The organism is Streptomyces spororaveus (assembly GCF_016755875.1).
Lineage (GTDB): Bacteria > Actinomycetota > Actinomycetes > Streptomycetales > Streptomycetaceae > Streptomyces > Streptomyces spororaveus.
Window position 1 is genome coordinate 2,517,781 of sequence record NZ_BNED01000005.1, and the last position, 15,058, is coordinate 2,532,838.

Here is a 15,058-nt window from a genome sequence, read left to right on the forward strand (position 1 = left end):
GCGCACCCTGTGGGTGAGGTTCAGCCCTGGCCGAACTTCTTGTCGATGAGAGCGAACAGCTCGTCGTCGCTCGCCTCTTCGATCTCGTTGGCCCCGGTCTCGCCCTCCACCTGACGGGCGTCGTTCCACTGGGCCAGCAGGGTCTGAAGGCGTACCGCGACCCGCGCGTGGGCCGCCTCGTCACCGGCGGCCGCGGACAGCTCCGCCGGAGCCAGCGAGGAGAAGGTGCTCTCCAGCCGGTCGAGTTCCTCCAGCACGGAGAGCTTGCGCTCCGCCGTTTCCGGGGCCACCTCGCTCAGCAGGTGCTGGGCGAGCGCGGCCGGGTTCGGGTAGTCGTAGATCAGCGTGGCCGGCAGCCGCAGACCGCCGGCCGCCCCGAGCCGGTTGCGCAGCTCGACCGCGGTCAGCGAGTCGAAGCCGAGCTCCTTGAAGGCCTGCTCGCCGCCGATGTGCTCGGCCGACCTGTACCCGAGTACGGCGGCCACCTGGCCGCGTACCAGGTCCAGTACGGTCCGCTCCCGCTCGGCGGGGGACAGCTCGGCCAGCCGCTGGGCGAGCGTCCGCTCCCCGGTACCGTCCGTGGGCACGGCGTCCGCCGCACCGCCGGCGCTCTGCGCCGACCTGCGCACCGGAGTCCGCACCAGTCCGCGGAACATCGGCAGGATCCCGCCGTCCGCTGCTCGGGCCCGCAGCGTCGGGATGTCGATCCCGACCGGTACGAGCACGGCCTCGTCCGCCGCGAGGGCCGCGTCGAAGAGGGCGAGCCCTTCCGTCGCCGGGAGCGGTGTGACACCGCCGCGTCCCGCCCGGCCCAGTTCCGCCTCCGTCAGCCGGCCGGCCATGCCCCGTTCCTCGGCCCACATGCCCCAGACCAGGGACAGCGCGGTGAGCCCGCGGGCCGTGCGGTGCCGGGCCAGGGCGTCGAGGAAGACGTTCGCCGCAGCGTAGTTGGCCTGCCCCGCGCCACCGAGCGTACCGGCGGCGGCGGAGAAGAGGACGAACGCCGACAGATCGAGGTCCCGGGTCAGCTCGTGGAGGTGGAGCGCCGCCTCGGCCTTGGGCCGCAGTACCCGGTCCACGCGCTCGGGCGTGAGCAGGTCCACGACGCCGTCGTCCAGGACGGCCGCGGTGTGCACGACGGCCGTCAGCGGGCGTTCGGCCGGTACGGAAGCGAGGAGCGCGGCCAGCGCGTCCCGGTCGGCCACGTCACATGCCGCCCAGGTGACCTGCGCACCCAACGCGGCGAGCTGTGCCGTGAGTTCGGCGGCGCTGTCGGCTTCGGCGCCCCGGCGGCTGGTGAGCAGCAGGTGGCGTACGCCGTGCTCCGTCACCAGGTGCCGGGCGAAGAGCCCGGCGAGTCCGCCACTCGCCCCGGTGATCAGGACCGTGCCCTGCGGGTCGATCCGGCGACCGCCGGTGCCGTTGTCGCCCGCGGCCTCCTCCGCACCGACCCTGACCAGGCGTGGTGCGTACGACACCCCTTCGCGCACGGCCACTTCGGGCTCGTGGCATGCGACGGCGCCCGGCAGGGCCCGGTAGGAGGCGTCCGCCCCGTCGAGGTCGACGAGGACGAACCGGTCCGGGTGCTCGGTCTGCGCGGCGCGCAGGAGACCCCACACCGGGGCGTGGGCGAGGTCGTCGACCTCGGTGTCCCCGCCCGTGGCCACCGCGCCGCGGGTGACGACGACCAGACGTGCGCCGGCGAACCGGCCGTTGTCCAGCCAGCTCTGTACTGTCGCGAGCGCCCGGTGCGTCGCCTCGCGCACCGCCTGAGTGAGCCGCGCGACCTCCTCCGCCGAGTCGGCGGAAGCCACCGGGTCCGGGGCCGCGCCGAACGGCACCACCACCGTCTCGGGCATCGCCCGCCCGGCCGCGACGGCCGCGTCGAGCGCCGCGAGATCGTCGTACGCCTCGGCGGTCAGACCCGCACGCTGCAACGCGCCGACGAGGAGACCCTCATCGCTGTCGGTGCCACTGGTGACACCGGTGCCGCGGGTGCCGCTGCCGGGGGTACCGAGCACCGCGAAGTCCGCGGGGATCGGCCGCCCCGGAGCCGTCGTCCGCACCCAGTCGAGGCGGAACAGCGACTCGTGGCTTCCGTCCGGGGCCGCCGCGAACCGCTCGACGTCGACCGCTTCCGTGACCAGCGCCCCGACCGTTGCGACCGGCACGCCCTGCGCGTCGGCAAGAGCGACGGAGACGGCGTCCTCGCCGCCCGCCGTGATCCGCAGGCGCAGTGCGTCCGCTCCGACCGCGTGCAGTCGCACCCCGCGCCAGGCGAGGGGCATCCGTCCCGCACCACCGACGCCGGGGTCGACGGCCGCCAGTGCCTGCGAGGCCACGTCGAGCAGAGCCGGGTGCAGGGCGAACCGTCCTGCGGTCGACTGCAGTTCGTCGCTGAGCCGCGCCTCCGCGAACACCTCCTCGCCGCGCACCCACACCTGGGTCAGCGTCCGGAAGGCCGGCCCGTGGTAGAGCCCTGCGCCCGTCAGCCGTTCGCGTACCGCGTCCACGGACACCTCATCGGCCCCGGTGGGCGGCCACTCGCCGGTGCCCGTACCGGCTTCACCGGCACTGCCACCGCTGCCACTGCCACCCCCGAGGAGACCCGTGGCGTTACGGGACCACGCCCCGCCCCCGTCTGCCGCTTCGACGCGGCTGTGCACCTGCACGGAACGGCGCCCGTGGTCGTCCGCCCCGCTCACGGTGAGCCGTAGCTGTACGGCCCCCGTCTCGGGCAGTACGAGCGGTGCTTCCAGGGTCAGCTCCTCCACTTCCTCGCAGCCGACCTCGTCCCCTGCGCGCACGGCCAGCTCGACGAAGGCCGCGCCGGGCACCACGACGGTGTCCGCCACCACGTGATCGGCGAGCCAGGGGTGCGTGCGGAGGGAGAGCCGCCCGGTGAACAGGAACCCGTCCGAGTCCGGCAGCTCGACCGCCGCACCCAGCAACGGATGGCCGGCCGATCCGATCCCGACCGAGGTGACGTCCTCGAACTCGGCGAAGGAGTCCACCCAGTAACGCTCACGCTGGAAGGCGTAGGTGGGGAGGTCGACGCGCCGGGCGCCGGTACCGGAGTGGTACGCCCGCCAGTCGACGGCGATGCCGTGGGTGTAGGCCGTGGCGAGGGCGGTGGTGACGGCCTCGGCCTCGGGCCGCCCCTTGCGCAGGGCGGGCACGAAGACGGGGCCGTCCTCGCTGGTGACGCAGTCCTGGGCGAGAGCGGAGAGGATGCCGTCGGGGCCGAGCTCGATGTAGGACGTGACCCCGGCGGCCTCCAGCGTCCGAATCCCGTCGAGGAAGCGAACGGCCTCGCGGACGTGCCGGACCCAGAAGTCGGCCGAGCCCATCTCGTCGCTGACGAGGGCGCCGGTGAGGTTCGAGACGACCGGAATGCGCGGGCTCCCGTACGACAGGCCCTCGGCGACCTTGCGGAAGTCGGCGAGCATGCCGTCCATGTGCGGCGAGTGGAACGCGTGACTGACCGTGAGCCGCTTCGTCTTACGCCCGGTGAAGGACCCGGCGATCGCGACCGCGTCGGCCTCGTCGCCCGCGATCACGACCGACTTGGGCCCGTTGATCGCGGCGATGCTCACGCGCTCGGTCAGCAGCGGCAGGACCTCGTCCTCCGACGCCTGCACCGCGATCATCACGCCACCGGCCGGCAGTGCCTGCATCAACCGCCCGCGAGCGGCGACCAGCTCGCACGCGTCCTGGAGCGAGAACACCCCGGCGACATGCGCGGCGGCGATCTCACCGATCGAATGCCCCGCCAGGAAGTCCGGCTTCAGACCCCAGCTCTCCACGAGCCGGAAGAGCGCCACCTCAACCGCGAACAACGCCGGCTGCGTGTACGCGGTCTCGTCCAGGAGGCCCGCATCCGTACCGAACAGCACATCCTTCAGCGGCACTTCGAGATCCAGCCGGGCCGACACCGCGTCCAGCGCATCGGCGAACACCGGATACGCCTCGTACAGCTCACGGCCCATCCCCAGCCGCTGGCTCCCCTGCCCCGTGAACAGGAACGCCATCTGCTGGTCCGGACGTGCGATGCCCCGTACCGCATGCGCGGTGGACTCTCCCGACGCCAGCGCCGTGAGCGCGTGCCGGAACTCCTCCCGATCCCCCGCCACGAGCACGGCACGGTGGTCGAGCGCCGCCCGGCCGGTCGCGAGCGAGTGGCCGACATCCACCGGCCGCAACTCGGAGTGGGTGTCGACGTGTGCGAGCAGCCGTTCCGCCTGCTCACGCAGGGCAGGCTCGGTCCTGCCCGCGAGGGTCCACGCCGAGACGGCGGGCCCGGTCGCAGGAGTATCGACGTCGGCCTCGTCCGACTCCGGGAGCGGCGGTGCCTGCTCCAGGATGGTGTGCGCGTTCGTACCGCTCACACCGAACGACGAGACGCCCGCCCGGCGCGGTCGCCCGGTCTCGGGCCACTCCACGGCGTCGGTCAGCAGGGCGATGTCGCCGGCCGACCAGTCGACGTGCGGGGTCGGCTCGTCCACGTGCAGGGTCTGCGGGAGCACGCCGTGCTGCATCGCCAGCACCATCTTCATCAGACCCGCGACACCGGCCGCGGCCTGCGTGTGCCCGATGTTCGACTTGATGGAACCGAGCTGCAGCGGCCGATCGGCCGGGCGGTCCTGGCCGTACGTGGCGAGCAGCGCCTGCGCCTCGATCGGGTCACCGAGCTTGGTACCGGTCCCATGTGCCTCGACCGCGTCGATGTCGGCGGCCGACAGGCCCGCGCTCGCGAGAGCGGCACGGATGACGCGCTGCTGGGAAGGACCGTTCGGAGCCGTGAGACCGTTGCTCGCACCGTCCTGGTTGACGGCGGAACCCCGAACCAGGGCCAGGACCGGGTGACCGTTCCTGCGCGCGTCGGACAGCCGCTCCACGAGCAGCATGCCGACGCCCTCGCCCCAGCCCGTACCGTCCGCGGCCGCCGCGAACGCCTTGATACGGCCATTCGCGGCGAGGCCGCGCTGACGGCTGAACTCCACGAATGCGCCCGGCGTCGACATCACCGTCACACCACCGGCGAGCGCCAGCGAGCATTCACCGTTGCGCAGCGCCTGCACCGCGAGATGCAGGGCGACCAGGGACGCCGAGCACGCCGTGTCGACCGTGACCGCCGGCCCCTCCAGGCCGAACACGTAGGAAAGCCGGCCGGACACGACGCTCGCCGAGTTGCCGGTGCTCATGAAGCCGTCGCCGCTGTCAGCGGAGTTCAGCACGAGCGAGAGGTAGTCCTGGCCGTTGGTGCCGACGAAGACGCCGGCCTGGCTGCCGCGCACCGAGGAGGGATCGATCCCGGCCCGCTCGAAGGCTTCCCAGGAGGTTTCGAGCAGCAGTCGCTGCTGCGGGTCCATGGCGAGGGCCTCGCGCGGCGAGATCCCGAAGAAGGCGGGGTCGAAGTCCGCCGCGTCGTAGAGGAACCCGCCCTCACGCGCATACGGGACATCCTGCTCGGACTGGGGCCCGAACAGTGACTCCGCGTCCCAGCCACGGTCCGCCGGAAACTCCCCGATGGCGTCGCTGCCCGTCGCGAGCAGCTGCCACAGGTCTTCCGGGGTCCGTACGCCACCGGGGAACCGGCAGCTCATCGCCACGATCGCGATCGGATCGTCGTCGACGGCCTTGGCCACCGGGCCGGACACGACGACCTGCGTACCGAGCAACTCGGCCCGCAGGTAGCCCGCCAGGGCGGCGGACGTCGGGTAGTCGTAGATCAGGGTGGCCGGGAGCCTCAGCTCGGTGGCCGCGCCGAGCCGGTTGCGCAGCTCGACGGCCGTGAGCGAGTCGAAGCCGAGCTCCTTGAACGCCCGCTCCGCGCCGACGCTCTCCACCCCGGCGTGCCCCAGTACTGCGGCGACCTCCTTGCGTACGAGATCGAGCAGCAGCCGGTCGCCCTCGGCGGCCGACAGCCCGGCAAGTCGCTCTGCGAGCGAGTGCCGGCCACGGACAGCCCCGCCGTCCTGGCCCTCGTCGCCCTCCTGCGCGGCAAGCGCCCGCTGCGCCTCGGGCAGCTCGGCGAAGAGTTTCGTTGCCCGTGCGGCGGTGAAGCCGGGTGCGAACCGCTCCCAGTCCACGTCCACGACGGTGACGACCGTGTCGTTCGCGTTCAGCGCCCGCTGAAGGGCATTGACAGCCGCGTCACCACTCATGGGCGGTACTCCGCCACGGCGCATGCGGGTTTCGAGCGCCTCATCGGCGGCCATGCCGCCTTCGGCCCACGGACCCCAGGCGAGCGACGTAGCGGCGAGACCGTCGGCGCGACGCTGCTCGGCCAGAGCATCCAGGAAGGCGTTCGCGGCCGCGTAGTTGGCCTGACCAGCGGTACCCCAGGTACCGGTGACGGACGAGAAGAGGACGAAGGCGGAAAGCTCGATCCCGAGCTCGGCCGTGACCTCGTGCAGATTGCGTGCCGAGACCGCCTTCGCCCGCAGGACACCGTCGATCCGGTCCGGGGTCAGTGCATCGAGCACGCCGTCGTCCAGGACGCCGGCCGTGTGCACCACAGCCGACAGCGACTCCGCCTCAGCGGCGAGCAGGGCACTCAGGGCGTCACGGTCAGCCACATCACAAGCCACGACCGAAACCTCAACACCCGCCCCGGTCAGCTCGGCCACCAGCTCGGCCGCACCAGGAGCCTCCGGCCCACGGCGGCTGGTCAGAACGAGACGCTCAGCGCCCGCCCCCGCCAGCCAACGCGCCACCCGACCACCCAACGCACCCGTACCGCCAGTGACCAGGACCGTCCCCGCCGGAGCCCACGCCGCAGCACCCTCGGCACGCGGCGCACGCACCAGACGGCGGCCGAACACACCCGACGAGCGAACCGCAACCTGATCCTCACCCGAACCCGCAAGCACCCCGACCAGACGGGACAGGGCCCGCTCGTCCAGCACCTCAGGCAGATCAACAAGCCCACCCCAGCGCTCGGGAACCTCAAGCGCGGCAACCCGGCCAAGACCCCACACCTGCGCCTGAACCGGCGACACCAACCGATCCGAACGACCCACCGACACAGCACCACGCGTCACACACCACAGCGGCGCCTCCACCCCGGCATCACCCAAGGCCTGCACCAGACCAACGGTCGCCAGCAGTCCTTCGGACTCATCCAGCCCGAGAAGAGACACCACACCCGCAGCAGAACCGGCATCCGCCAGCAACCCAGCCAGAGCAACCCGGTCCGCACCGGCCTCAACCACAACCCGGCGAACCTCAGCACCACGCCCGACCAGACCCTCGACCACTACCGAGTCGTCCACGCCCTCAGCCGGCGTCACCACCAGCCAGGAACCCGACAACCTCGACGCCCCGGAAACCTCAGCACACGGCTTCCACGACACCCGGTAGCGCCAGCCGTCCACCTCCGACTCCGTACGGCGTCGGCGGCGCCATGCCGACAGCGCCGGAACGACCTCGCTGAGCGGCTGTTCGCCGTCGAGGTCCAGTTCGAGGGCGGCGGCGAGGGTGGCCACGTCCTCGTGCTCGACGGCGTCCCAGAACACGCTGTCGACCGGGTCGGAACCGCCAACCGTGCGCGCGGCGGCGGACTCCGCGTGCGGGGTGCGGGAGTCCATCCAGTAGCGCTGCCGCTGGAAGGCGTACGTCGGAAGCTCGACCCGTCGGGCACCGGTGCCGGCGAAGAGCGCGGCCCAGTCCGTCTCCGCACCCCGGACGTGGGCGCGCGCGACGGCGTTGAGCAGGGTGGTCGTCTCCGGGCGGCCGGAGCGCAGTGCGGAGGCGAAGGCGGTGCCCTGCGGGTCGACGCAGTCCTGTGCCATGGCGGTGAGCACCGCGTCCGGTCCGAGTTCCAGGAAGGTGCGGGCGCCCCGCTGCTGGAGGGTGCGTACGCCGTCGAGGAACCGTACGGCGTCCCGGACGTGGCGTACCCAGTACTCGGGGGTGGCCAGTTCGGCGGCGGTCGCGGTGGTGCCGGTGAGGAGGGAGACGACAGGGAGGGTGGGCCTGCCGTAGTCCAGCACCTGGGCGACGCGGAGGAACTCCGCCAGCATGCCGTCCATGTGCGGCGAGTGGAACGCGTGGCTGACCGTCAACCGCTTGGTCTTGCGGCCCTGGGCTTCGAAGCTCTCGGCGATCGCGACCGCCGCGTCCTCGTCCCCCGCGATCACGACCGACTGCGGGCCGTTGATCGCGGCGATGCTCACCCGCTCGGTCAGCAGCGGCAGGACCTCGTCCTCCGACGCCTGCACCGCGATCATCACGCCACCGCCCGGCAGCGCCTGCATCAGGCGACCGCGTGCGGCGACGAGCGTGCAGGCGTCCTCCAGGGAGAACACGCCCGCCACGTGCGCGGCCGCGATCTCGCCGATCGAGTGGCCCGCCACGAAGTCGGGCTTGAGTCCCCAGCTGTCGACCAGCCGGAACAGTGCGACCTCGACCGCGAACAGCGCCGGCTGGGTGTAGGCGGTCTGGTGCAGGAGTGCGGCCTCGGGGCTGCCCGTTTCGGCGAACAGCACGTCGAGGAGCGGGAGTTCGAGCTGGTCGTCCAGGTACCAGCAGGCGTCGTCGAGGGCGTCGGCGAACACCGGGTAGGTCTCGTACAGTTCGCGGCCCATGCCCAGCCGCTGGCTCCCCTGGCCGGTGAAGAGGAAGGCGAGCTTTCCGGGTGCGGGGGCGTCCTGGACGACGGAGGGTGCGTCGGTGCCCGCGGCGAGGGCGTCGAGTGCGTTCGTGAGCGACTCGCGGTCCTCGCCGAGCACGACGGCGCGCTGCTCGAAGCGGCCTCGGGTGGTCGCGAGGGAGTGGCCGATGTCGAGGGGGGTGACGTGCGGCTGCGCCGCGATCAGGGTGCTCAGTCGGCGTGCCTGGGCGCGCAGGGCCTCAGGGGTCTTGGCGGAGAGCGCCCACGGCAGGAGACCCGCGGCCGCGGGTGCGTCCTTCGCCGGGGCGGACGTGTCCGGCGTCGGGCTGGGGCCGGAGTCGGGTGCCTGGGCGTCGTCGGCCGGGGGCGTGCCGTCGCGGTCCTCGGCCGCCGGCTCTTCGATGATGACGTGGGCGTTGGTGCCGCTCATGCCGAAAGAGGACACACCCGCTCGGCGCGGGCGGTCCGACTCCGGCCACTCCACGGCTTCGGTCAGCAGGGTGACCGCTCCTGCCTCCCAGTCGACGTGCGGGGTCGGCTCGTCGACGTGCAGCGTCCGGGGCAGGACGCCGTGCCGCATCGCCATGATCATCTTGATGACGCCCGCGACACCGGCGGCGGCCTGCGTGTGGCCGATGTTCGACTTCAGGGAGCCGAGCCACAGCGGCTGGTCGTCGGTGTGCTCCTGGCCGTACGTGGCGAGGAGCGCCTGGGCCTCGATCGGGTCGCCGAGCCGGGTGCCGGTGCCGTGCGCCTCGACGACGTCGACCTCGGCGGCGGCCAGGCCGGCGTTGGCGAGGGCCTGGCGGATGACGCGCTGCTGGGACGGGCCGCTGGGAGCGGTGAGGCCGTTGCTGGCGCCGTCCTGGTTGATGGCCGAGCCGCGGACGACCGCGAGGATCCGGTGGCCGTTCGCGCGCGCGTCGGAGAGCCGTTCGACGAGCAGCATGCCGACGCCCTCGCCCCACGCCGTGCCGTCGGCGGCGGCCGCGAACGGCTTGCAGCGGCCGTCGGGGGCCAGGCCGCGCTGGCGGCTGAAGGAGACGAACGAGCCGGGGCTCGCCATGACCGCCACGCCGCCGGCGAGAGCGAGGGAGCATTCGCCGCTGCGCAGCGCCTGGACGGCGAGGTGCAGGGCGGCGAGCGAGGAGGAGCAGGCCGTGTCGACGGTGACCGTCGGGCCTTCGAATCCGAAGGCGTAGGCGATACGGCCGGAGGCGACGCTGGCCGCGTTTCCGGTGACGAGGTAGCCCTCGAATCCGTCGGTGGCGTCCTGGAGCCGGGGACCGTATTCCTGGGTCTCGGCGCCGACGAATACGCCTACCTGGCCGCCGCGCAGTTCGGCGGGGTCGACTCCGGCGCGGTCGAATGCCTCCCAGGACGTTTCGAGGAGGAGTCGCTGCTGCGGGTCCATGGCGAGTGCTTCGCGCGGGGATATCCCGAAGAATGCCGCGTCGAATGCGTCGGCGTCGTGCAGGAATCCGCCCTCGCGGGCATAACTGGTACCGGCCCGGTCGGGGTCCGGGTCGTACAGCGTGTCGAGATCCCAGCCGCGCCCAGTGGGAAATGCGGAAATGGCGTCGGTGCCGTTCTCGACGAGGTCCCACAGTGCCTCGGGGGACTGTACGTCGCCGGGGAAATGACAGCCGATGCCGACGATGGCGATGGGTTCGTCGCTGCCGATCGCGGCGGTGACGGGCGTCCGGGCGGGCCCGGTCAGTCCGAGGATCGCGGCGTGCAGGTGGCGGGCGAGGTGCGCCGGGGTGGGGTGGTCGAAGGCCAGGGTGACCGGCAGCCGCAGGCCGGTTCCGGCGACGAGTCGGGCGTGCAGGTCGACGGCGGCGAGTGAGTCGAAGCCCAGGTCCAGGAAGGGGCGGTGGGGGTCGAGGCTGCTGGGGGCCGCGTCCCGCAGCGCGGCGGACGCCAGCGAGGACACCCACTCCAGCAGTGCGGTGTGCTGCTCGGTCTCGGTGAGGCCGGTCAGGCGCTGCTGCCACGATGTCGTGCCTTCAGGACTTTCGCCCTGGGTTCCATCGGCTTCGGAGGCGGCATTGATTTCGGGCGTGAAATCCTCGGACTCATTCAACATCGCGCGCTCCACTACCCCCGAATAAAGAATCCAAGACCGGGAGTCACTCTTGCATGCGCGAGAAGTGGGAGAAACCCCTAACAAGCCCCTACGGACCCCTAACCCGGGCCTGCGGCCATCATCTTGACTCCGCGTGCGCGACTGCATCAGGATGCGCTGGCAAGGCTGGTAATTGCAAGAATAGCCACGCTATTCGATCGCCGACCCGCCGGCCTGGAACATACGGAGCTACCCAAGGGGGCGCGTTTCCTTGCGCGTACTGTTCGTCTCGTATCCGGCCATTGGCCATGTTTTTCCCACTGTTCCGCTGGCCTGGGCGTTGCGCGCGGCCGGCCACGAGGTACTGGTCGCCAGCGCGGGCGACGCGCTGGAGGTCGCCAACGCAGGTCTGCATGTGGCGGATGTCTCCCCGGGCTTCGAGCTGGAACCCTTCCTCCAGTCGACGGTCAGTGAGCTGATGGCCCGCCTGCGCACTCCGGGCGACATCGACCCCGTCGACGGGCTGACGCTCTTCGCCCACCTCAACGACCACCTGGCGGACGGCATCGTTCGGACCGCCGACGCCTTCAGGCCCGATCTGATCGTCTTCGAGCAGATCTTCGTGTCCGGTCTGATCGCGGCGGCCCGGCTGGGCGTGCCGGCCGTGCAGCACAACTTCGGTTTCGCGCGGGGTACGCAGCTGCGTGAGCTGACGGTGTCGATGCTCGCCGAGACGATGGCGCGGCACGGCGTGGACCGGGTGCCGGACCGGGTGCCGACGATCGACATCGCGCCGCCGAGCATGGTGGAGCCCGAGCGGGACGGCTGGTCGATGCGGCCGGTCCCGTACAACAGCGGTGCGGTGCTGCCGGACTGGCTGCTGGAGGAGCCCAAGCGCCGCCGCCGGGTCGGGGTGACACTGGGCACGGCCACGGTGCACATCAACGGTCTGGGCCCGGTGCAGCGGCTCGCGGCGGCGGCGGCCGAGGTGGACGCGGAGTTCGTGCTGGCGCTGGGCGAGGTGGACACGACGGCGCTGGGTGAACTGCCCTCCAACGTACGGGTTGTGGGCTGGGTGCCGCTGACGGCGCTGCTGCAGACCTGCGACGCGGCGGTCCACCACGGTGGTGCGGGGACGACGCTGGCGGCGCTGAACGCGGGCGTGCCGCAGCTCGTCCTTCCGGACGGAGCGGACCGTCACATCAACGCGGAGGCCGTGCGGGACCGGGGTGCGGGTCTGCTCGGCACGGCCGACGACCTCGGCGCGGAGGTGCTGGGACAGCTGCTGTGGGACGAGAAGATGTCGGCGGTCGCGCGCGAGGTGCGTGAGGAGATCCGGACGATGCCCTCTCCCGTGTCGCTGGTGGCGAGGCTGGAGGAGCTGGCGCTCTGAGCGTGCGCAGGACAGGCCGCAGGGGCCGTACCCGGAGGTTTCCGGGTACGGCCCCTGCGGTGTACGGGCGATGGGTGGGAGGTGGAGGGACGGCACGGGGGTTGCCGCCCCTCCACCGCTCGGGGGATCGCCAGTTGGTTCGGGGGTCAGCCGCGCGGGACGCGTTCGATGAACGGGGCGAGCAGCTGGGGTACGGCCTCTTCGGCGTAGGCGAGGCCGACGCCGACGGACACGTCGCGCACCTTGTAGCAGCCGACGCCCGCGGTGGTGGCGCCGATGGTGAGCAGTCCGTTGCGCCGCTGGAAGTAGGAGCGGGAGATGTTCCAGCCGATGACGCCGTCCCGCTGGAGGGCGACGGTGCGGCGGGTGAAGGTGCCGGCACGGACGACGAGATAGCGGTCGCGGACTCCGTGGCCGAGTGCGCGGTAGGCGTCGTTGGCGAAGGCGATGACGACCGGCAGGCCGACGAGCGCCGTGATCCAGGCGGTGTGCACCAGGACGGGGGTGAGCCACAGCCCCAGGCCCAGCAGGAGCGCCACGACGGGTGCGAGGACCATCAGGCCGCGGTTGATGCGGCGGCGCAGGGCGGCGCGGGTGTGCGGGACGAGCTTCATCTGCGTCGGGGACTGTTCCTCGGCGAGGACGTCCGAGGCGACGCGCAGGGCCTCGTCCCGGGGCACGGGCGGGGTGAGGGAGCAGCGGCTCCGGTTCTCGTCGGTGTTGCTGAGGCCGCTGGCTATGGCGCTCAGGCTGGCGCCGCCCGCCCAGCGCAGCAGCATCGGCTCGGCGAGCTCGACGCCGCGCAGCCGGCGCTCCTCGATGCTGACGGAGCGGGAGATGAGCAGTCCGCGGCGGATTCGGAAGCCGCCGTCCTGCTCGCGCTCCAGGCGGTAGTTGGTCCAGGCGTCCACGAAGGTGGCGGTGGAGATCGCGGCACCCAGGAGGGCGGTGATCACGACGGTGACGAGGATGCCGAACCACAGGGGTACGGAACCGAAGCGGTCCTCGACGTCCTTGACGATGCCCAGTTCGAGCGGGTCGACCTTCATCTCGTGCAGGATGCGGTAGACGGTGCCGACGCCGGCGAAGACGCTGCCGACGCCCCAGACGGTGAGCGGCGCGTACCGCAGCCAGGCCCAGTCCATCTCGGCGATGGTGACGTCCGCGTCCTGGCCCGTGACGCGGCCGCTGCCGCGGCGGTCGATGAGGAGCCTGCGCAGTTGGCGCGCGTCGCGCCTGGTGATGCCGTCGAGGGAGAGCTTGCGGCTGGAGGCCGCCGTCTGTTCGCCGGTGCCGATGCGCAGCGAGGTCAGGCCGAAGAGGCGGTGCATCGGCTTGGCTTCGATGTCGACGTTGCGGATCCGGTCGAACGGGACCGAGCGGCGGCTGCGGAAGAGCAGGCCGGAGCGCAGTTCGACGCGCTCGTCGGTGACGCGGAAGCGGGTGGTCAGCAGCCGCATCGTGCTGATCCCGGTGATGACCAGGAAGGTGATCACCAGTGAGCCGAGCGAGATGACGGCCTGGAGGTTGGCGCCGGTCAGGGCGACCGTGACGGCGAACAGTGCGAGCGGTCCCGCGAGCATGCTGAGGTTGACCCACAGCAGTCTGGGGCTGAGCCTGCTCCACCTGGGGCCGTCGGCGGCGCCGTCGGAGGTCCCGGCGGCCGGCCGCTGTTCGGTGTCGTTGCTCATGTCGCGTCTCCCGGCGTGGCCTGGGTCGACCTGGTGAGGTGCTCGACCACGTCCCGGGCGGTCCGGTGGTCGATTCCCTTGATCTTCACGGCACCGGAGTAGGAGGCGGTGGTGACGGTGATGCCGGAGAGGCCGAAGAGCTGCTGGAGGGGCCCGCGCAGGGTGTCCACGGTCTGGATGCGGGACACCGGTACGACCCGCCAGCGCTGCCAGAGCCAGCCGGAGGCCGCGTAGACGGCTTCGTCGGTGGTCTCCCAGCGGTGTACCCGGTAGCGCCAGACGGGCATGACGGCCATGTAGGCGAGGCCCGGTACGAGCGAGATCACGAAGGCCCAGCCGAAGAACGGCCTGGCGGGCGGGATGCAGAGATACAGCACGCCGAAGACGATCGGCAGGGGCAGGGCGAACATGGCGGACTGAAGCATCCACCAGCCCATCGCCCGGGCTTCGACACGATTGCGCGGGGGCCTGAGCCTGACATCATCCATGTGTTTCACTGCTTCACCCTAGTTCGGAGACGATCTTGCACCGAAGCCGGATCTGACGACCCGTCATGTCAATGCGTGTTGGCGGAACCCGCCTGGTGTGCTGCCGTGTTGCCGGCCGCAGGAGTCTGTCCGCCGCGCAGCTGGCGGCGCTTGTTCAGCAGGACGGCGGCCCGCGTCAGCACCACGGCCAGGGCCATGAAGGCGAAGGCGTTGGAGTAGACGGCCTGTCCGCTGAGCTTGTAGTCGATACTGAACCGGGCGATGCCCTCGCTGAACCAGTGCTGTGAACCGTAGGCGAAGAGCACATGCACGGCGGACAGTGCGGTCCACACCAGCGCGTAGCCGATACCGCCCTTGGTGAAGACCTCACCGGAGGCGTCCCGGTGGGCGGGGAGCAGTGCCGCGGCGACCAGTCCGCAGATGATACCGGCGCCGATGCCCGCCAGTTGGAGCGAGGGGGCGTTGCCGTCGAGCGGCAGCGTGTGCACGAAGAAGGCGAAGGTCACGGCGACCGCGAGGATCGAGGGCAGCACCCGCATGAGGGTGACCCGGCGGGTGCCGAGGTCGGCCGACAGGATGACGGCCAGGATCGTCCCGCCGACGATCAGTGCGTTCGAGATCGGGCTCAGGGGGTGTACCTCCTCCTCATGCTTCGGCAGTGCCGGTCGTCCGGCATGCGGTGACTGCGTGCCTCTCACCTGCAACGTTAGGAGCCGAGCGAGGGGCGCGAGGACAACCGACCAGTGGGTTCGGCTGTCAACCGACCGGTGGACACGGTGGACGTCGCCGGGCCGCCCTCGT

The 15,058-nt window shown here is 71.6% G+C and carries 5 protein-coding genes; 1 reads left to right on the forward strand and 4 read right to left on the reverse strand.

Annotated features, from left to right (window positions below; genetic code table 11):
* Window positions 1-20 precede the first annotated feature (20 nt).
* Entirely contained in the window at window positions 21-10,718 is a 10,698-nt protein-coding gene (locus Sspor_RS13525) for a type I polyketide synthase (RefSeq protein WP_444546261.1), read from the reverse strand.
* 238 nt (window positions 10,719-10,956) lie between these two features.
* Between Sspor_RS13525 and Sspor_RS13530 the strand changes: the two genes are divergently transcribed.
* Entirely contained in the window at window positions 10,957-12,078 is a 1,122-nt protein-coding gene (locus tag Sspor_RS13530; protein WP_202199370.1) for a nucleotide disphospho-sugar-binding domain-containing protein, read from the forward strand.
* Between the two features lie 146 nt (window positions 12,079-12,224).
* Here the strand turns inward: Sspor_RS13530 and Sspor_RS13535 are convergent, their stop codons facing one another.
* The 3 genes from Sspor_RS13535 to Sspor_RS13545 form a co-directional block, all read right to left on the reverse strand.
* On the reverse strand, window positions 12,225-13,769 hold the full coding sequence (locus tag Sspor_RS13535; protein WP_202199371.1) for a PH domain-containing protein: 1,545 nt from the start codon (window positions 13,767-13,769) through the stop codon (window positions 12,225-12,227).
* Window positions 13,766-14,257: a PH domain-containing protein gene (locus Sspor_RS13540; RefSeq protein WP_202199372.1), complete on the reverse strand. Its 492-nt coding sequence runs from the start codon at window positions 14,255-14,257 to the stop codon at window positions 13,766-13,768. Before Sspor_RS13540 ends, Sspor_RS13535 begins: the two co-directional genes overlap by 4 nt.
* Before the next feature lie 68 nt (window positions 14,258-14,325).
* Window positions 14,326-14,955 carry a hypothetical protein gene (locus Sspor_RS13545; protein WP_237403854.1) on the reverse strand — a complete coding sequence of 210 codons (630 nt, stop codon included), beginning with the start codon at window positions 14,953-14,955 and terminating at the stop codon, window positions 14,326-14,328.
* Window positions 14,956-15,058 lie beyond the last annotated feature (103 nt).

Bases quoted from the DNA above. Each gene is read 5' to 3' on its own strand.
- Sspor_RS13540 (WP_202199372.1), bottom strand. From the start codon at position 14,257: ATGGATGATGTCAGGCTCAGGCCCCCGCGCAATCGTGTCGAAGCCCGG.
- Sspor_RS13535 (WP_202199371.1), bottom strand. From the start codon at position 13,769: ATGAGCAACGACACCGAACAGCGGCCGGCCGCCGGGACCTCCGACGGC.